The following is an 18,752-nucleotide window of genomic DNA, read 5'->3' as shown; positions in this document are numbered from 1 at the left end:
TCACGCCTCGACAGGTTCGATCAGGTCAGGCCCGCTGGCCCGGTTGGAGTTCACCGCCGGATCGACGCGGTGATACTCTAACACCCCGTCGGCTCCGGGCTGCATCAAACGGGCAGCTCTCTTGCCCGCCTCGCCTAACCAGAGCGGCCAGTCCTCCGGCTCAAGTATCAACGGCATTCTGTGGTGTATGGCACTGAGGTTTCGATTGGCGACCGTTGTCACGATGGCGCAGGTGCCTTGACGGGCCTCTTCAGCGCCCCAGTCCTGCCAGACCCCGGCAAAGGCAATCGGCGCACCATCCTTGCGGTGAATGTACCACGGCAGCCGTGTGCCTTGTTCGGTCTTGGTCCATTCATAGAACCCGGTCGCAACGATCAGGCAGCGCCGTTCACGGCAAGCGGTGCGAAAGGCGGGTTTTTCGGCCAGTGTTTCAGCCCGAGCGTTGATCAGCAGCGGCCCGGCGGTTTCGGTCTTGTACCAGTGGGGCAGAAACCCCCAGCGCAACGGGTCCAGCCTGCGCCCGGCCTCTCCGGCCCGGACGACATGCACCTGATTTGTTGGACAGACGTTGAAATTCGGCACCGACGGCAACGTATTCGCAGGGCGCGCTGAAAACAGCTGCGCCATGGCGTCGTTAGGAAGGGTTATTGCAAACCGTCCGCACATGGGTAATGAACCATCATTAGTCGTTTCATACAGGAACAGGGTGTCCCGGGGTCACATGCAGAATCAAACAGCGAAAGCCCTCAAAGACAAGGCAGTGGCGGCCCTGGAGGCGGGCAAACTGCAACAGGCGCTGAAAAAAGCGCAACTGGGTGTCAAGAAGTTCCCCAAGGATTCAGATTTTCACGCCATCTCAGGGTTTGTCCTGACCGAGTTGAAGCAATATAAAAAGTCGATCCCTCATTTTGTCGAAGCCTCGCGGATGAAACCGGACGATCCGCAATTTGTGGAAAACCTGGCCAACGCGCTGATGCAAACTGGCCAGATTCCCAAAGCGCTGGAATACACTGAACACAAGCTGGAGCAGTTTCCCAACAACAAGGAACTTAATCGCGTTCTGGATGAAATCCACCTCAAGGGTACCTCTTGGCGGTCGATCATCGAACATGCGACCAGCAAGCTGGCGACCGATCCCGACAATGTCGATCTGTTGTCCAAAAGGGCACGGGCCTACGCCAAGATCGGATTTGACGCGGACAACACACGCGATATTGCGCGGGCTTACGAATTGAAGCCGGATGATATCAAGATCGCCTTCCAGAAATCGGTCAGCCTGCATCAAAGCGGCGACAAGAAAGGATCAACTGAGATCCTGCACCGCATTCTTGAGGACAGCCCCGAACACGCTTCGGCTTTGTTGCAATTATCGACCATGGTGAGCAAAGACGAAGCAGCAAAGCTGATGGGCGCGGTTGAGGCCGCTATCGACAAAAACGATAACGAATTGCTGGAGCTCGAGTTCGCCAAAGCGCATCTGATGTCCAAGACCGATGGTCTGAACGCGGCGCTGCCGCAATTTGCGCGGGCCAATCGGATTCAGCATGACAGCAATCCGTACAACTTTGCGGAAGAAGAGAAAAAACTGCGCAACATCACCGGCCTGTTCCCAGTCGGTTCAGAGCTCCAGACCGCCGATCATAGCGACACACCCGTGCCGATCTTTGTTCTTGGGCAGCCGCGTTCGGGCACCACGTTGATGGAGATGATGCTCAGTTCCGTCCCCGGTATTGCCGGGTGCGGAGAACTGATGTTGGGTGCAGACCTGTCGCGTGACTTCGAGGATGGAAAAACCGCGTTCACTGCGGCCGACGCGTCGAAATTCGCGCGGGAATTCCGCGAGCAGATGCCGCCGATCCCCGACGGCTCGACCGCATTTGTTGACAAGATGCCACACAACTTTCAGCGCGTGGGATTCCTATTAGCGGCCTTCCCGAATGCCAAAGTCATCAACATGCTGCGGGACCCGCGCGATGTTGGTCTGTCGAAATGGATCAGGCGCTTTCCGGCGGGGGGCATGCGCTATGCCTCGAACCTGGACTCAATTGCGCATTCAGCCAACATGTATCGTCAGTACATGGCCCATTGGCAGGAGGTTTTCGGCGACAAAATCCTGACAATGCCTTACGAAAAGCTGGTCGCCGATCCAGAGACTTACAGCAAACAGGTCGCCGCGTTCTGTGAAATTGAATGGAACGAGACCATGATGCACCCCGAGGAAAACACCAAGCAGGTCAGAACGGCCAGTATTGATCAGGTGCGCAACAAGATCTCAACCAAGTCGATTGGCGGTTGGCAGAGCGTCTCAGAGCACCTGCGCCCGATGCTGGACGGCTTCGATCCGGCGCTTTGGCCGGAGTATGATTTCACCCAATAGGGTTAGAAAAAGGCCGCATCCGGGGATGCGGCCTTTTTCTTTTCTGTAGCACAGACTTATTTCTGCTTGATGCGGCCATCCACATAAGGCTGATACGGCGCGTTCGCGGCCAGATACTCCGCCGTCACATCCGCCAGATCAGGGCCATAGTCGTAGGCGTTTTTGTCATCGCCTTCGAACATGCTGTAGCCGTCACCGCCATTGCGAACATAGTTGTTGGTCACAACCAGATAAGTGGCCGACGGATCAATCGGAACGAACCCGTCACCTTCGGCCACCATGACCTCGGTGATGCGGCCTTCGTTCGGCGCAACAGACGGGTCCCAGGTAAAGGTCAGGCCCGCGACCTGCGGAAAGCGGCCTTTGATCTCTTCAACCTGGCTGACGCCGTTTTCCAACGCGTCGATCACGCCCTGACCGCTGATCTCGAAGGTGGACAGAGTGTTCTGGAACGGCAGCACCGTCAGCACCTCACCCATTGTCACCTCACCCGGATCAATCGAGGCCCGCAACCCGCCTGAGTTCGCAATCGCGATCTGAGCGCCCTGATCGGCGACCCGCGCCAGCATGGCGTCAGCCACCAGATTGCCCATCTCGCATTCCTGCACCCGGCAAACATTACGATCCCCTTCGATGACCGCGGCAGAGTTGGCGACGACGCGCTTTTTCATCTCTTCAATCGGCGCACCCATCTCGGCCACACGGGCGGCGATGTCTGCGTCGGGTTCAACCGATGCGTCCAGCAGAATGGGTTCACCCTCGGCTGAGATCAGATTGCCGTCGTCATCAAAGGTGAGCGTCACCTCGCCCAGATACTTGGAGTAGGCATAGGCCTGAACCACCGGCACATCACCGACCATCAGTGGGTAGGACCCCGCGGCACTTTCCTGCGTGTTCGATAGCAGCGTATGAGAATGCCCGCCGATCACCAGATCCAGACCCGGCACATTCTCGGCGATCTCGATATCCTTAGCCAGACCGACATGGTTCAGAGCGATGATGATATCGACGCCCTCGGCTTGCAACGCTTCGACATCTGCGGTCAGGCTTTCGATTTCATCCTGAAACACCACATCCTTGCCGGGGCTCGACGTGTCGACTGTATCCGTGGCCAGCGCTGAAACGATACCGATCTTTTGCCCGCCCACGTCCAGCACAAGATGGTTCTCAACCTTGCCCTTCAGCTCGGCCGAAGAGGACAGATCGAGGTTGCCCGAAATCACCGGGAAGCTCACGGTGTCAATGAACGCAGCCAACCCTTCGGGGCCATCGTCGAACTCATGGTTGCCCACCGCCATGGCGTCATAACCGATAGCCTCCATGAACTCGGCCTCAGCTGCGCCTTTGTAGGTTGTATAGAACAGCGAACCCTGGAACGGGTCACCCGCGTCCAGCAATAGGAAATTCTGATCGGCAAGCTCATCCCGCTTGGCATCGACAATGGTTTTCAATCGGGCAACGCCGCCAAAACACTTGCCTTCGGCCTCATCCTCGGCGTCGCAGGTCGAGTCATATTTGTTGATCGACTCGATGCGGCTGTGAATGTCGTTTGTATGCAGAATCGTCAGCTTGTACTCGGCAGCAGCCATGCCTGCGGTCAGGCCCAACACCGCCACTGACGCCAGAAAACGGGTCAACATCTTCATACTCCTTATAATTGATTGGCGCGATGGTGCGATGCCGCGACCGAAGAGTCAAAGGGGGAAATGCAGCTTGATTCTACCCGTCGTGCGGGGCATCAGAGCCTTATGCTGATTTACAAGATTTTCCGGGCCGATGAATGGGCCACGTTGCAGGATCAGGGTGCCTCGGACGGCGCGCCGATTGATGTCTCGGACGGTTATGTCCATTTCTCGACCGCCGAACAGGCCGCCGAAACCGCCGCCAAGCATTTCGCTGGTGTAGAAGGGCTGACCCTTCTGGCCTGTGACGCTGACACGATGGGCGATGACCTGAAATGGGAGGTCTCGCGCGGCGGAGCCTTGTTCCCGCATCTCTATCGCCAGATCCGCATGTCGGATGTCGTCTGGTCCCGCCCCCTGCCCTTTGACGGAACCGCGCATCAATTCCCCGAGGAGATGGAATGACCGCGTTCATCGACCCTGACCGCGCGCAGTTCGATGCTTTCAAAGCGCTGGACCGGGATCACCCGGTCGAGATGCTGAACCTTGTGAAGTTCCGCGCCAAGGCCGCATATCCCGGCGAGCATGAATTGGCGGGTGCAGGACTGACCGGCGCGCAGGCGTATCGCAATTATGGAACCGATACGGCCCCGATCATCGCGCGGCTTGGGGCCTCGATCCTCTGGCGCGGCGCGTTTCAGACCACTCTGATCGGCCCGCAGGATGAGGTTTGGGATGAAGTCTTCATCGCCCGTTATCCGACTGCGCATGCGTTCATGGAAATGGTGACTGACCCCGACTACCAGAAGGCTGTCATTCATCGGCAGGCCGCAGTCGAAACCTCGCGCCTGATCCGTTGTGCGCCGACCAAAGGTGGAGAGACTTTCGGATGAAACTGACCGAGAAACTGGGGCTCGCCGTCCTGCACAAGATGGACCCCGAGGCCGCCCACGGCATGTCGATCAAGGCGCTGAAGGCCGGACTGGCCCCAATGCCCGGGCCGGTGACATCGCCACGTCTGAAAACTCAGGTTGCCGGGCTGGAGCTGCCCAACCCGGTCGGACTGGCCGCAGGCTTCGACAAGAACGGAGAGGTTCTGACGCCTCTGTCGCGCACCGGGTTCGGCTTCATCGAAGTGGGCGCCGTTACCCCACGCCCGCAGCCCGGCAACCCCAAGCCCCGCCTGTTCCGCCTGACCGAAGACAAGGCCGCCATCAACCGCTTTGGCTTCAACAACGAAGGCATGGCGGTCATGGCCCGCCGTCTTGCCGACCGCCCCAGAAATGCGGTGATCGGCCTGAACCTTGGCGCGAACAAGGACAGTGACGACCGCCCCGGAGATTTCGCCAAGGTACTGGCCCATTGCGCCGCACATCTGGATTTCGCCACGGTGAACGTGTCCTCGCCCAACACCGAGAAGCTGCGGGATTTGCAGGGCAAAGCCGCGCTTGGCGCTTTGCTGGGTGGCGTGATCGAAACTCGCGACGGGCTGTCCCGACGCATCCCGATCTTCCTGAAAATCGCGCCCGATCTGACCGAGGCCGAGTTGCAGGACATCGCCGATGTTGCCGTTGAAACCGGCGTGGACGCGGTGATCGCCACCAACACCACCTTGTCCCGCGACGGGTTGCGCAGTGGACACAAGGGCGAAATGGGCGGCCTTTCGGGCGCGCCTTTGTTCGAGAAATCGACCCGTGTGCTGGCCCATCTCAGCCAGCTGACCAAAGGGGAAATCCCTCTGATCGGCGTCGGAGGCATCAGCAGTGCTGAGCAGGCCTATGCCAAGATATGCGCCGGAGCTTCGGCGGTGCAGCTTTATACCGCGCTGGTCTATGGCGGCATTTCTCTGGCGGCGGAAATCGCTCGTGGGTTGGACGACTTGCTGGCGCGGGACGGGTTCAACACCGTTGCAGAAGCCGTTGGAAGTAAACGAGAGGACTGGCTGTGATCGAATATTGGCACAATCCCCGCTGTTCGAAATCCCGCGCTGGATTGGCGTTGCTGGAAGAGAACGGCGCGCAAGTCGCGGTCCGCAAATATCTTGAGGATGCACCCTCGGCCGATGAACTACGCACTGTGCTCAGCAAGCTGGAGGTCGAACCCATCGACATGATGCGGACGGGCGAGAAGCGGTTCAAGGAACTGGGCCTGACCAAGACCTCAGCCCCAGACGATCTGATCGCCGCGATGGCCGGAAACCCGATCCTGATCGAACGCCCTCTGGCCATTGCCGGGGGCAAGGCGGCCATCGGTCGTCCGCCCGAGAACCTGCTGGCACTGCTTTAAGCCACCTGCGCTTCCAGCTTCGGATACCGCCAGCCCATGGTGACGCCGCGCGCGATGTTCAGAACCATCAGCGCGGCCCATAGCCCGTGATTGCCCAACATCGGCACCAGCACAAAAAGTGCGACCACGTAGATAGCAACCGACTGAATCATCGCGTTGCGCATCGCGCGGGTCCAGGTGGCACCGATGTAGATACCATCGAACATCCAGCTGGCCACGCCGATAGCCGGGGCCAGCGCGGCCCAGATCAGGTATTCTCGGGCCGCAAGCCGAACCTCGGGCGAAGTCGACATCAGGTCGATCAGGGCGGGACCGGCGAGATAGAATACCGCCCCCAAGGCAAGCGCCCCGCCCACGCCCCATTGTGACGCCATGATCGAGGCGCGGCGGACCTGGGACCTGTTTTTGGCCCCCACTGCACTGCCGACCAGTGCCTCGGCGGAAAAGGCGAAGCCGTCCAATGCAAAAGCGGTGATCTCAAGGAATTGCAGTAGCACCTGATTGGCGGCAAGGTTCACGTCACCCAGATCGGAACCGACAAACAGGAAAGTCGTGAAGGCTCCGGTCAGCAGGACCGAACGGATCATGATATCGCCGTTCACCTGCATCATTCGGCGCAGGCGCGCGCCGTCGAATATCCGGGGCCAGTTGCGCCATTGATCGCCTCCAAACGCGTCACGGCACAGGTATAGGCCGAGCGCCAGACCTGTCCATTCAGCGATCAGTGTTGCAATGGCCACGCCCTCGACACCCCAGCCCAGCCCCAACACGAACCACAGGTCGAGCACGATATTCAGACCGTTCATCCAGATTTGCAGAACAAACACACCCCGTGTCCGTTCAACCGCGATCAGCCAGCCCGTCACAGCATAAAGCGCAATCGTTGCCGGGGCACCCCAGATACGGATTTGCAGATAGTCCCGTGTCAGCGCCTCGACTTCGGGGCTGGCGGGTGACAGTGCAAAGGCGCCCCAGAACAGCCAGAATTGGATGAGGATAAAGAACAGCCCCGCCGTGCCACCTAGCAGCAATCCGCGCATCAAGAGCGCGCCTGTCTCGGCCGTGTCCCCGGCCCCGCGCGCTTGCGCCGCCAGACCGGTGGTGCCCATGCGCAGAAAACCGAAGATCCAGTAAATGCTGGCCAGAATGACCGCGCCCATGCCCACAGCCCCGATCGGGGCCGCCTGCCCCATCTGCCCCACCACGCCGGTATCAACCGCCCCCAGAATGGGCACGGTGGCGTTGGACAGCACGATCGGAACCGCGATCTTCAACACCCGTTTATGTGTCAGGGGTGCCGAGCTGGGCTGCATTCTTACTCTTTATCCGCCTTGGGTTGCGGCATCAGGAAGTGGCCAGTGCCTTGCGCAAACAGCTTGTTGTGATGATCCTGCCAGGCCTCAACCCGGACCGAGGCATAACGGCGCCCAGACCGGTTGATAAACGCACGCGCATAGGCATCGCGCGGCAGACCCGAACGAAGAAAATCGACAGTAAAGTCAATGGTCTTGGGAAAGCGCGTCTCTCCGGACTTCAAAATATCCGCCGCGTCCAGTTCACCGCTTTCGATCTTCGGGAACAAACGCTCCCAACTTAGGGTGATGACAGCGGTGACTTCCAGAAAGGCGGCCGTCACGCCGCCATGCAGCGCAGGCAGCAGCGGGTTGCCAATTAGCTTTTCGTCAAAGTTTAGCACACCCGTCAGCTCATCTCCGCGCCGGTCAAAGCTGATGTTCAGAAAACGGATATAGGGAACACCCTCGACCAGAGCGGTCAGCGCGGCATCCCGGCGCTGTTTCACAACCTGCATGGGTTCGGGACGGGACCGGGCCATATTATTTTCCCTCCACAGTGAATGCGCCGGAAGCGGTCGCAACCGGGTTGTCCTGATCTTCATCGGTCGCGGTCGCGCGCACAAAGGCCACGTTCCGCGTGATGTGATAGCAAGTTGCCCGTGTCGTTATGGTCTGCCCCGGCGTTGCGGTCCGCATGTAGTCAATCCGCAGGTCAATCGTTGCGGTGCTCATCGGTTGCATCGGGTGGCTCATGACTGCAGCGCCGCAGCAGGTATCCAGCATGGTCGACACAGCTCCGCCATGGATCACACCCGTCAGGGGATCGCCAATCAGCGCCTCGTTGTAAGGCATGGTGATTTCAGCCTCACCATTGCTGATATGCGTCAGTTCCAGCCCCAGTGCTTTGGCATGAGGAATGGCCTCAATGAATTGACGCGCGAATTTTGATATATCCGCCATTTATGTGTTCCCGTCATGGTGTCGCCTCTTTATGAGCCGCGGATGACGTAAAGGGCAAGCCCGACTGTTGCGATTGCCGCCACGACTCCCTACGGTGCTGCCAAGGAGGCCCGAAATGACCGACAACCGTTTGTCATTAAACGAGATGTGCGAAGAGTTCGACGTAACCAAACGCACCTTGCGTTACTACGAGTACATCGAGTTGTTGCAGCCTGAACGCGAAGGCCGCACCCGATATTACGGACCAAGAGAATGCGCGCGGATGAAGCTGATCATGCGCGGAAAGCTGTTTGGGTTTTCACTTGAAGAGATTCGTCAGTGGCTGCTGATCTACGAAGATCAGGGGGATCAGGCCCAATTCGCCAAGTTCGTCGACCTGGCGGACAGGCAGAAAGCAGAGCTGATCAAGCAGCGCCAGCAATTGGACGAAGCGATCGAAGAATTGCAACGGCTGCGAGACAAAACCGCCAAAATGCTGCGTTAAGGCCCCCGTCGGGGCCGGTTTCGCAACCTTCATGAGCAACGGGTTTCCGGTTTCACGGGGTTATTGACCCCGCCTCTGAACTATTGCCCGAGCCAAAGTTCCGCTGCGTTACATCGAAAATTGTGAGCATTCCGCATCTTGACGTGAAGGGGTGTTACGTCAACTTTCAATGTGACGTAGCGTTTGCATTACGTGAACGTCATCTCCGTGTTGTAACCTGCGCATCGACTGCGCACCTGATCTACATAGACGCCAGTGACGAGAGTGCTGAAACCATGACCGAAGAGCTGATGACCATCCGTGAAATGTGCGAGACATATGATGTCACGCCACGCACCTTGCGATTTTACGAGGCCAAGGAACTTTTGTTTCCGATCCGCGAGGGCCAGAAACGCCTGTTCACCAAACGTGACCGGGCGCGCCTGAAACTGATCCTGCGCGGAAAACGTTTCGGCTTTAGCCTGGAAGAGATTCGGCAATTGCTGGACCTCTACCATGTGGGCGACCAGCAAATGACCCAGATGACCCGCACCATCGAAATCGCGCGGGAACGTCTGGGAGATATGGAAGCCCGCCGAGAAGAGCTGACTCAGGCCATTGATGAGCTGCAAGAGCAGTTGCGCTGGGGCGAAAAGGTCATCGCCTCGATGAAAAACGAAAAAAAGGCCGCCGAATAAGCCCGTCGGCCATACCCCCGGACATCTGAATTTAAGGGAGCTTCAAATGCCCGTTTACAACGCGCCTACCAAAGACACTCAGTTCATTCTGCACGATGTGCTGAAAATCTCGGAATCCGATGTTCCGGGCTATAGCGAACTGGAAGCCGAATTCACCGGCGCCGTTCTGGAAGAAGCAGGCAAACTTGCCACAAACGTTCTGCATCCGCTGAACGCGGTAGGTGATACCGAAGGCTGCCGTCTGGAGAACGGCATTGTCTACACGCCGACCGGATTTAAAGACGCCTTCGAGCAGATGAAAGAAGGTGGCTGGACTGGCCTCGACATGCCGGAAGAGTATGGCGGCCAGAACATGCCCTACGTTATTGGAACGGCAGTGGGTGAGATGTTCTCTGCCGCGAACCAGGCGTTTGTCATGTATCAGGGCCTGACCCACGGGGCGGCCTCAGCCATTCTGGCGCACGGAACCGACGAACAGAAGGACAAGTACCTGCCCAACATGGTCAGCTGCGAATGGACCGGCACCATGAACCTGACCGAACCGCACTGCGGCACCGATCTGGGCCTGATGCGCACCAAGGCAGAACCGCAGGGTGACGGCAGCTATAAGATCTCGGGCCAGAAGATTTTTATCTCGTCCGGCGATCACGACATGGCCGACAACATCATCCACCTTGTGCTGGCCAAAATCCCCGGCGGCCCTGAGGGCATCAAAGGCGTGTCGCTGTTCATCGTGCCCAAGTTCATCGTCAACGAAGACGGCTCCCTGGGGGAACGCAACGGCGTTTCGGTTGGCAAGATCGAAGAGAAAATGGGCATCCACGGCAACTCGACCTGCGTCATGAACTATGACGAGGCCACCGGCTGGCTGCTGGGTGAAGAGCACAAAGGCATGCGCGCCATGTTCACAATGATGAACGAAGCGCGCCTGGGTGTGGGCATGCAGGGCGTGTCACAGGCGGAAGCTGCCTTCCAGAATGCGCTGGAATACGCCAAGGACCGCTTGCAAGGTCGCGATGTGACCGGAGTGAAGAACCCGGACGGCCCCGCCGATCCGCTGATCGTCCACCCCGACATCCGCCGTAACCTGATGGATCAGAAAAGCTTTACCGAAGGCGCACGCGCTTTCCTTCTGTGGGGCGCTACTATGATCGACAAGGCACACCGCTCGGGTGACAAAGATGCAGATGGTCTGATCTCGTTGCTGACGCCGGTCATCAAGGGCTTCCTGACCGATCAGGGCTATGACATGACGGTTCAGGCGCAGCAGGTCTATGGCGGCCACGGCTACATCGAAGAATGGGGCATGTCGCAATACACCCGCGACGCCCGTATTGCGATGATTTACGAAGGGGCCAACGGTGTTCAGGCGCTGGACCTCGTGGGTCGTAAACTGGCGCAGGATGGCGGCAAGCACGTCATGGCGTTCTTCGAGATGGTCAAGTCTTTCTGCAAGGAAAACGGCGGCAAGGACGAGGCTTATGACCAGGCCTTCATCGAACCGCTGAAAGCAGCATCCAAGGATCTGCAAGCTGCGGGCATGTACTTCATGCAGGAAGGCATGAAGAACCCAAACAACGCGCTGTCCGGTTCCTATGACTTCATGCACATGTTCGGCCATGTTTGTCTGGGCCTGATGTGGGCACAGATGGCCAAGGCCGCGCAGGATGCTCTGGACGGTGGTGCGTCGGACAAAGAATTCTACGAGACCAAGATCAACACCGGCCGCTTTTACATGGCCCGCCGCCTGCCCGCTACGGCTCTGCATCTGGCACGTATTCAGACTGGCGCAGATACGGTTATGGCTCTGGAGGCCGCCAACTTCTGATCTCTACCCGGCTCCGGGGTCAATCCCCGGGGCCGGTTTCAATGAGGAGAAACAATGCCAAAACGCTTTCGCCTGACCCGCCGGTTCCCGGTTGCAATGACCGAGGACGGCTATCGCAAGCTTCGCAGCTTTGCGCATGAGGCAGGTCTGGACGAAGGTGAGGCGCTGTCTTTCCTGTTCGAGAACTTCAACAGCGTGATTGATGAGGAGAACCTGACCCGCCGCTTGCGCGTTTTCAATTCCGAGCTTGAGGCACGCAAACGGTGAGGGATAACGGAAAATGGCAACTGAACCGCACCTGTCTTGCGTCCTATCCGCCTCCGGCGGCCGTATTTGGTACGAGAAGAATGCGGGCGGGTGCGTCCACCCCGCCATCCGGGAACTGGTTTCACCAAGCGGCAATCAGCCGGGACGGCGGGGCTTCTCCTCGTACGGTCATCGGCTCGGCAGCCTGTACCGCACAAAGGATTGAAGACCGTTAACCTTAAGAATCCGTTACGAAAATGAGCGAACCACATGCTTCTTCTCGTTTCAAATACGGAAATTCTGACCTGACCACGCGCGCCACGGGAGGGGCGATCGTATGACCATCAAACTTCATTGCTTCGGAGAAAGCGGTAACTCTTACAAGGCGGCGCTGGCGCTTGAGATGTCCGGGCTGGATTGGGAGCCTGTTTTTGTCGATTTCTTCAACGGAGCGTCGCGGACACCTGAGTATCGCGCAGAGGTCAACGAGATGGGCGAAGCCCCCGCGTTGATCGACGGAGATTTCCGGCTCAGCCAATCCGGCGCAATTCAGGCATATGTGGCCGAGAAATCGGGCAAGTTCGGCGGCCGCAGTCAGGAAGAACGGTATGAGGTTCTCCGCTGGGTATTGTGGGACAATCACAAGCTAAGCTCGATGGCCGGAATGACTCGGTTCCTGATGAACTTTCTGCCCGAAGAACATCGCAATGCTGATGTTATCGCCTTCAATCAGGGACGGCTGAAGGCGGCCTATGGCATCCTGAACAACCACCTTGAAGGCCGCGACTGGATCGTTGGCGACGGCGTGAGCAACGCTGATATCAGCTGCTGCGGCTACCTCTATTACCCCGAACCATTCGGCTTTGACCGCGCCGACTGGCCCCATATCGACGCCTGGCTGACGCGCCTCAGCGAACAGCCAGGCTGGAAACACCCCTATGACCTGATGCCCGGCAACCCGTCGGATCGAGCTTAAGGAGAAGCCCCATGACCGAAGCTTATATTTATGACGCCCTGCGCACCCCGCGCGGCAAAGGGCGCAAGGATGGCAGCTTGCACGAGGTAACCTCGGTGCGCCTGTCCGCCCTGACCCTGAACGCGATGAAAGAGCGTAACAATCTGGAAGGCCACGCCGTCGAGGACGTGATCTGGGGCAACGTCACGCAGGTGATGGAGCAAGGCGGCTGTCTGGCGCGCTCGGCCGTTTTGGCGTCTGATCTGGACCAGTCGATCCCTGGCCTGGCGATTAACCGGTTCTGCGCATCCGGCATGGAAGCGGTGAACCTGGCCGCGAACCAGGTCAAAGGTGGCGCGGGCGAGGCTTACATCGCGGGCGGCGTGGAAATGATGGGTCGCGTGGCCATGGGCAGCGACGGCGCGGCGATCGCCGTTGACCCCTCGCTGGCGATGGACACCTATTTCGTACCGCAGGGTATCTCGGCCGATATCATCGCGACCGAATACGGGTTTGACCGCGATCAGGCGGACGCGTTGGCCGTTGAATCGCAAAACCGTGCGGCGAAAGCGTGGGAAGAGAACCGGTTCGAGAAATCGGTGATCACCGTCAAGGATCAAAACGGCCTGACCATTCTGGACCGCGACGAGTACATGCGCCCCGGCACCGACATGCAAAGCCTCGGCGCGCTGAACCCCTCGTTTGCGATGATGGGCGAGCAGATGCCGGGCTTCGACAAGGTGGCGATGCTGAAATACCCGCATCTGGAGAAGATCAATCACATCCACCACGCGGGCAACAGCTCGGGCATCGTGGATGGGGCGGCGGCTGTGCTGATCGGCAATAAGGAATTTGGTGAGAAATACGGTCTCAAGCCGCGCGCTCGCATCAAGGCCACCGCCAAAATCGGCACCGATCCGACGATCATGTTGACCGGCCCCGTTCCGGTGACCGAGAAGATTCTGGCCGACAATGGCATGAGGATCAGCGATCTGGACCTGTTCGAAGTAAACGAAGCCTTCGCCTCGGTCGTGCTGCGCTTCCAGCAGGCGTTCGACGTCGATCCTGCGCTGGTCAACGTCAACGGCGGCTCGATCGCGATGGGTCACCCGCTGGGCGCGACCGGAGCGATGATCATCGGCACCCTGCTGGATGAGCTTGAGCGTCAGGACAAGGAAATGGGTCTGGCCACGCTCTGCATTGCGTCCGGCATGGGTGCGGCAACTATTATCGAGCGGGTCTGATGCCCAAGCTGGATCTCTCTCAGATCCCGTTCAAAGGCGGCTCGTCCTATCCCGGCAAGCTGGCCGAGGCGACCGCCGGTCGTTTCGTGCAGCGTGTGGGCGATGCAGGCGGGCTGTCCCAATACGGGGTCAACATCGTGCGGTTGGAGCCGCAGGGCATGTCTTCGCTGCGCCATTACCACATGGAGCAAGACGAGTTTGCCATCATGCTCAGTGGCACCTGCACGCTGATCGACGACGATGGTGAGCACGAGATGCTGCCCGGCGATTGCGCCGCCTGGCCCGCTGGTGAACCCAACGGCCATCACTTTGTGAACAAAACCGATGCGCCCGCGACCTTTCTGGTGGTGGGCACACGGACCCCGACCGAGACCGGCTATTACAGCGACATAGACATGATGGTGAAGTTCGATGCCGACGGCTTTCGCTTTACCCGAAAAGACGGCAGCCCGCTGACGGCTGACCAGATTGGAGATGACAATGACTGAATTCACTCTGACAAAAGACTCCGATGGCGTGGGCGTCATCACCTGGGATGTGCCCGGCAAGACGATGAACGTGATGTCCTTTGACGGGCTGGCGCAGTTGAACGGCTGCATTGATGAGGCGCTGGCCGATGACGAGATCAAAGGCGTCATCATCACCTCGGGCAAGGAAGGCTCGTTTGCTGGCGGCATGGACCTGAACCTGCTGGCGGTGATGAAGGAACAAGCGGGCGACGATCCGGCCAAAGGTCTGTTCGAGGGTACGATGCAGATGCACGCCCTGCTGCGCAAGATCGAGATGGCGGGTATGGACCCCAAGTCCAAGAAAGGCGGCAAGCCGATTGCAACCGTCCTGCCCGGCACCGCTGCGGGCATCGGCATGGAACTGCCACTGTCCACGCACCGTATCTTTGCCGCCGAGAACCCCAAGGCGAAATATGGCCTGCCCGAGATCATGGTCGGCATTTTCCCCGGCGCGGGTGGTACCACGCGGATGGTGCGCAAGGTTGGCGCGATCGCGGCGGCTCCGCTGTTGCTGGAAGGCAAAATGCTGGACGTCAAAAAAGCCAAGGGCGCGGGCTATATTGATGAGATCGCCGAAGACCCGATGACTGCGGCAAAGGAGTGGGTGCTGAACGCAAAGGACTCCGATCTGGTCAAACCGTGGGACGCTAAGGGCTACAAGATGCCCGGCGGTGCCCCCTACCACCCTGCAGGCTTCATGAACTTCGTCGGTGCCTCGGCGATGGTGAATGGCAAGACCCAAGGCGCGTTCCCTGCCGCCAAGGCGCTGCTGAGCGCGGTTTACGAAGGCGCTCTGGTCGATTTCGACACCGCCCTGAAGATCGAGGCGCGTTGGTTTACATCCGTGCTGATGAACCCCTCCTCGGGTGCGATGATCCGCTCGCTGTTCCTGAACAAAGAAGCGCTGGAAAAAGGCGCCGTGCGCCCGGCAGGCGTGCCGGATCAGTCGGTCAAGAAGATCGGCGTTCTGGGTGCGGGTATGATGGGTGCTGGTATCGCCCTGGTGTCGGCTCAGGCCGGTATGGAAGTTGTGCTGATCGACCGTGACCAAGAGGCCGCCGACAAGGGTAAGGCTTATACCGAGACCTACCTGGACAAGGGCATGAAACGCGGCAAGGTCACGGCTGAGAAGAAAGAGGCCATGCTGGCTCGCATCACCGCGACCCCGGATCTAGACAACCTCAAAGGCTGCGATCTGATCATCGAGGCCGTCTTTGAGGACATGGGCGTCAAGGCCGAGATGACCAAAAAGGTCGAGGCGATCATCCCCGAGGATTGCATCTTTGCCTCGAACACCTCGACCCTGCCGATCAGCGATCTGGCCAAGGCGAGCGTGCGCGCGGATCAGTTCATCGGCATCCACTTCTTCTCACCGGTTGAAAAGATGTTCCTGGTTGAGATCATCAAGGGCAAGGAAACCGGTGACCGCGCCGTTGCAAAGGCTCTGGACTACGTGCGCCAGATCCGGAAGACGCCGATTGTGGTCAACGATGCGCGGTTCTTCTACGCGAACCGCTGCATCATTCCGTATATCAACGAAGGTCTGCGGATGATCACCGAAGGCGTCAGCCCTGTGCTGATCGACAACGCGGCGCGTCAGTTGGGCTTCCCCGTGGGACCGATCCAACTGAACGACGAAACCTCGATTGATCTGGGTGCCAAGATCGCCCGCGCCACCAAGGCTGCGATGGGCAACGCTTATCCCGAAAGCCCGTCGGACGATCTGATCTTCTGGATGGAGGCTGAGGGACGACTTGGACGCAAGGCCAATGCAGGCTTCTTTGACTATGACGAAAAGGGCAAGCGCACCGGGTATTGGACAGGTCTGGCCGAGAAATACCCCCATGCAGAGGACCAACCTGACCTGATCGAAGTGCAGGAACGTCTGATGTTCGCGCAGGTTCTCGAGGCCGTGCGGGCGCTGGAGGAAGGCGTTCTGGAAGACATCCGCGAAGGTGATGTGGGCGCGATTCTGGGCTGGGGCTTTGCGCCGTGGTCCGGTGGTCCGCTCAGCTGGTTGGACATCATCGGCACGCCCTACGCGGCCGAGCGTTGTGACCAACTGGCCGAGGCTTACGGCGACCGTTTCGCTTGCCCACCGTTGCTGCGCGAAATGGCCGAAAAAGGTCAGAGCTTCTACGGCCGCTTCGACCCCGAAGCAAAAGCCGCCTGAACCAAGAATGCTGGCGCATCGCAAAATGCGCCAGCGTTACCCAAATCTGTCAGATCATCATCATTGGTCGTCCGGGCCGACCCGGACGGCGCGTGCCGCGAACGGGCCGCGAAGGAACAATCGGATGGTCGAAAATCGGCGCAGGCAGTGACCCCTGAGACTCGGCCAGAACGCTCAGATCGCGGCGTCGTGCTGTCAGGTGGATCAAACTGGCGGCAGCGTCCTCACCCACTACTTCATAGGCAGCGGCGGTACGAATGCTGCGCGACCCAAAGCGGCCCGATGGGCAATAGGCGCGAAAGCCGCCCTCAATCACGATCACCTCATCTTCGTCGAAAAACAGGGTGCTGATGTCAAAATACGATGCTGGCGTGTCCGATGTAATGCGGAACATACCGCTGAGGAACCGGGCCGAGACCACCGGCTGGCTGATGGTACGGACATTCGGATCATGTCCCAGTTTTGAATTGTCCAGCGCGACACCCTGTTCCGGCATCAACCAGATAGGACGCCCGTTATAGGCGGCGTGTGACGGCACGCGGACCGGCAGGTTTTCCGGCTTGGTTTCATTTGCAGCCACCGTGATGCAATCCGTCGCGATGCGGTTGATCCGCTGGAACCCGTTATTCGCGGTCCGTACAAGATCACCTGTCCGAAGCTCTTCAACAGGCGTCCAGCCCCCTTTTGTCGCAACCTTTGTTCCGTGAACCAGTCCCCCGCGGCGCGCGTTCAGCGCGGCTGTTGGCTTATCCTTTTTTCGATAGCCCGGACGGTCGGAAAAACCCAAAACACTCTCTACTTTCAACACGAACCAACCCACTTCTGTCACACAAAATACTGAACTGAACGATTAACACAGGATGAATGGATACGTCTTATTTCTGACATATTGACGCCAAATTCGGGCCTTTAACTGGCGTTTAGGCCAGATATTCAGCAACAACATATGCGTCTGAAATGCCATTGATCCCAAAATGGAAATTATCAGCCAGCGGCCAGTTTAAAACTGTATCCGAATCTCAGGATATCTTCGGCGCAGGCTCTGGACACTGCCTGCGCCAGTGAGGTGTCGCTGATTTTGGGGATATGCACAAACACATAGCCCCGCCCCCCGAGAGATAATCACGTCGCTTCTATTTGCGCAGCGCGTCTGGACCGCCAACCCAGCAAGGCCCCGGCCGCCGCGATCAGCCCGATCCCGGCGATCTGCATGATGCCAATCGTTTGACCAAACGCCACCCAGGCAAACAGCGGACCGAAGATCATGACCGAATACTCGAACACCGCCACGTAAGACGTTTCGCCGACCTGATAGGACTTGATCAACATGAAAACGGCGATTGTAGAGCCGACCGCCTGCAAAACGATCCAAACCAGAACAGGCTGCACATCCCAGACCATGCCCCGCGTTACAAACCCGTCAGGGAAGGAATGCGGCACAAGCGAGAGTACGGCCAATCCGGCGATACCAGCCAGTCCCAGCGTGACAGTCATCGCCGCCAGCAGCGCGACCGTGCTTTCCTGCGCGCAATGGCTGCGTGTGACGATGGAACTGAGCGCATAGAAGAACCCTCCGGCCACGGGCAGCAGGGTTTTGGCGTCGAATTCATAGGGGTTGAGTTGCAACACCAACAGGATACCCGAGAACCCGATCAGAACGGCCAGAATGCGCCATGGCCCAATCTTTTGCCCCATTGCAAAGGCCGAGATCAAAAGTACAAAGATCGGAGAGGTGAACAGGCCAGCCAGCGCCTGCGCAATCGGCATCAGGGCCAGTGAGCTAAAGTAAAACAGCATCGCCACGGTGATCAGCAGACTGCGCACGATGACCGGACCCAGCCGTCGGGGGCGCATTGTACCCATGCCCAGCAGGGACAAACCGGCAATCAGCGGCAACATCAGCAAAGCGCGACTCAGGTGGAATTGCCACAGGCCGATTGTGTCGGACAGCAAGACCACCACGTTATCAATGACCCCGATGATCGCCATAGAGCTCACCATCAGCACAGCCGCCAATATCGGTGAGGTCTGAGTTTCCGCCTGCATTCTGTGCCTCGGTCTGAAAGTGGGACGCCGGACCAATCTGCCGTGCGTCG

20 protein-coding genes are annotated in these 18,752 nt (G+C 58.8%); 13 read left to right on the top strand and 7 right to left on the bottom strand.

All coding sequences use genetic code 11. The features are described 5' to 3' along the window. A complete protein-coding gene (locus ACOQOY_RS17365; RefSeq protein ID WP_420586603.1) occupies window positions 1-666 on the bottom strand; it encodes an SOS response-associated peptidase in 666 nt (221 codons plus the stop codon). A 55-nt stretch (window positions 667-721) separates the two neighbouring features. Here ACOQOY_RS17365 and ACOQOY_RS17360 point away from each other — a divergent pair, with 55 nt between their 5' ends. Continuing rightward, window positions 722-2,377 carry a tetratricopeptide repeat-containing sulfotransferase family protein gene (locus tag ACOQOY_RS17360; RefSeq protein ID WP_420586602.1) on the top strand — a complete coding sequence of 552 codons (1,656 nt, stop codon included), beginning with the start codon at window positions 722-724 and terminating at the stop codon, window positions 2,375-2,377. 56 nt (window positions 2,378-2,433) lie between these two features. Here ACOQOY_RS17360 and ACOQOY_RS17355 read toward each other — a convergent pair whose 3' ends face one another. Beyond that, a complete protein-coding gene (locus ACOQOY_RS17355; RefSeq protein ID WP_420586601.1) occupies window positions 2,434-4,017 on the bottom strand; it encodes a bifunctional metallophosphatase/5'-nucleotidase in 1,584 nt (527 codons plus the stop codon). 108 nt (window positions 4,018-4,125) lie between these two features. On the opposite strand from ACOQOY_RS17355, the gene ACOQOY_RS17350 reads away from it, so the two are divergent. Genes ACOQOY_RS17350 through arsC form a run of 4 tightly spaced genes read left to right on the top strand, consistent with a single transcriptional unit; the run spans window position 4,126 to window position 6,285 of the window. Further along, window positions 4,126-4,464 carry a DUF952 domain-containing protein gene (locus ACOQOY_RS17350; RefSeq protein ID WP_420587265.1) on the top strand — a complete coding sequence of 113 codons (339 nt, stop codon included), beginning with the start codon at window positions 4,126-4,128 and terminating at the stop codon, window positions 4,462-4,464. Continuing rightward, window positions 4,461-4,892 carry a DUF1330 domain-containing protein gene (locus tag ACOQOY_RS17345; RefSeq protein WP_420586600.1) on the top strand — a complete coding sequence of 144 codons (432 nt, stop codon included), beginning with the start codon at window positions 4,461-4,463 and terminating at the stop codon, window positions 4,890-4,892. The genes ACOQOY_RS17350 and ACOQOY_RS17345 overlap by 4 nt, the downstream gene beginning before the upstream one ends. Then, a complete protein-coding gene (locus ACOQOY_RS17340; protein ID WP_420586599.1) occupies window positions 4,889-5,947 on the top strand; it encodes a quinone-dependent dihydroorotate dehydrogenase in 1,059 nt (352 codons plus the stop codon). Before ACOQOY_RS17345 ends, ACOQOY_RS17340 begins: the two co-directional genes overlap by 4 nt. Then, a complete protein-coding gene (gene arsC / locus ACOQOY_RS17335; RefSeq protein WP_420586598.1) occupies window positions 5,944-6,285 on the top strand; it encodes an arsenate reductase (glutaredoxin) in 342 nt (113 codons plus the stop codon). The genes ACOQOY_RS17340 and arsC overlap by 4 nt, the downstream gene beginning before the upstream one ends. On the opposite strand, the gene ACOQOY_RS17330 is transcribed toward arsC, so the two are convergent. Genes ACOQOY_RS17330 through ACOQOY_RS17320 form a run of 3 tightly spaced genes read right to left on the bottom strand, consistent with a single transcriptional unit; the run spans window position 6,282 to window position 8,540 of the window. Continuing rightward, window positions 6,282-7,598, bottom strand: coding sequence for an MATE family efflux transporter (locus tag ACOQOY_RS17330; RefSeq protein ID WP_420586597.1), 1,317 nt, complete (start codon window positions 7,596-7,598; stop codon window positions 6,282-6,284). The genes arsC and ACOQOY_RS17330 overlap by 4 nt on opposite strands. A 2-nt stretch (window positions 7,599-7,600) precedes the next feature. Beyond that, window positions 7,601-8,119: a PaaI family thioesterase gene (locus ACOQOY_RS17325; protein WP_420586596.1), complete on the bottom strand. Its 519-nt coding sequence runs from the start codon at window positions 8,117-8,119 to the stop codon at window positions 7,601-7,603. 1 nt (window position 8,120) lies between these two features. After that, window positions 8,121-8,540 carry a PaaI family thioesterase gene (locus tag ACOQOY_RS17320; protein WP_420586595.1) on the bottom strand — a complete coding sequence of 140 codons (420 nt, stop codon included), beginning with the start codon at window positions 8,538-8,540 and terminating at the stop codon, window positions 8,121-8,123. A gap of 115 nt (window positions 8,541-8,655) precedes the next feature. Between ACOQOY_RS17320 and ACOQOY_RS17315 the strand changes: the two genes are divergently transcribed. From ACOQOY_RS17315 to ACOQOY_RS17280, 8 genes are all read left to right on the top strand, one after another. Then, the gene (locus tag ACOQOY_RS17315; protein ID WP_420586594.1) at window positions 8,656-9,024 is read left to right on the top strand and encodes a MerR family transcriptional regulator; all 369 of its coding nucleotides are present in this window, start codon (window positions 8,656-8,658) and stop codon (window positions 9,022-9,024) included. 275 nt (window positions 9,025-9,299) lie between these two features. Next, window positions 9,300-9,701 (top strand): MerR family transcriptional regulator, encoded by a 402-nt coding sequence (locus tag ACOQOY_RS17310; protein WP_420586593.1) that lies wholly within the window; start codon window positions 9,300-9,302, stop codon window positions 9,699-9,701. 46 nt (window positions 9,702-9,747) lie between these two features. Beyond that, window positions 9,748-11,529, top strand: coding sequence for an acyl-CoA dehydrogenase C-terminal domain-containing protein (locus ACOQOY_RS17305; RefSeq protein WP_420586592.1), 1,782 nt, complete (start codon window positions 9,748-9,750; stop codon window positions 11,527-11,529). 54 nt (window positions 11,530-11,583) lie between these two features. Continuing rightward, the gene (locus ACOQOY_RS17300; RefSeq protein WP_420586591.1) at window positions 11,584-11,796 is read left to right on the top strand and encodes a hypothetical protein; all 213 of its coding nucleotides are present in this window, start codon (window positions 11,584-11,586) and stop codon (window positions 11,794-11,796) included. Between the two features lie 316 nt (window positions 11,797-12,112). Then, window positions 12,113-12,751, top strand: a complete 639-nt coding sequence (locus tag ACOQOY_RS17295) for a glutathione S-transferase family protein (protein ID WP_420586590.1) — start codon at window positions 12,113-12,115, stop codon at window positions 12,749-12,751. An 11-nt stretch (window positions 12,752-12,762) separates the two neighbouring features. After that, window positions 12,763-13,974 carry an acetyl-CoA C-acetyltransferase gene (locus tag ACOQOY_RS17290; protein WP_420586589.1) on the top strand — a complete coding sequence of 404 codons (1,212 nt, stop codon included), beginning with the start codon at window positions 12,763-12,765 and terminating at the stop codon, window positions 13,972-13,974. Further along, window positions 13,974-14,462 (top strand): cupin domain-containing protein, encoded by a 489-nt coding sequence (locus ACOQOY_RS17285; RefSeq protein WP_420586588.1) that lies wholly within the window; start codon window positions 13,974-13,976, stop codon window positions 14,460-14,462. The genes ACOQOY_RS17290 and ACOQOY_RS17285 overlap by 1 nt, the downstream gene beginning before the upstream one ends. Beyond that, the gene (locus tag ACOQOY_RS17280) at window positions 14,455-16,656 is read left to right on the top strand and encodes a 3-hydroxyacyl-CoA dehydrogenase NAD-binding domain-containing protein (protein ID WP_420586587.1); all 2,202 of its coding nucleotides are present in this window, start codon (window positions 14,455-14,457) and stop codon (window positions 16,654-16,656) included. The genes ACOQOY_RS17285 and ACOQOY_RS17280 overlap by 8 nt, the downstream gene beginning before the upstream one ends. Before the next feature lie 49 nt (window positions 16,657-16,705). Here the strand turns inward: ACOQOY_RS17280 and ACOQOY_RS17275 are convergent, their stop codons facing one another. Together ACOQOY_RS17275 and ACOQOY_RS17270 are read right to left on the bottom strand one after the other, a co-directional pair. After that, on the bottom strand, window positions 16,706-17,443 hold the full coding sequence (locus tag ACOQOY_RS17275) for a Hint domain-containing protein (protein ID WP_420586586.1): 738 nt from the start codon (window positions 17,441-17,443) through the stop codon (window positions 16,706-16,708). A gap of 335 nt (window positions 17,444-17,778) precedes the next feature. After that, window positions 17,779-18,702: a DMT family transporter gene (locus ACOQOY_RS17270; RefSeq protein ID WP_420586585.1), complete on the bottom strand. Its 924-nt coding sequence runs from the start codon at window positions 18,700-18,702 to the stop codon at window positions 17,779-17,781. Between the last annotated feature and the right edge of the window lie 50 nt (window positions 18,703-18,752).

The sequence above is a fragment of the Ruegeria sp. genome, from assembly GCF_965221235.1.
Taxonomy (GTDB): Bacteria; Pseudomonadota; Alphaproteobacteria; order Rhodobacterales; family Rhodobacteraceae; genus Ruegeria.
The sequence above is the reverse complement of the archived record's forward strand: the minus strand, read 5'-3'. Positions and strand labels throughout refer to the sequence as shown.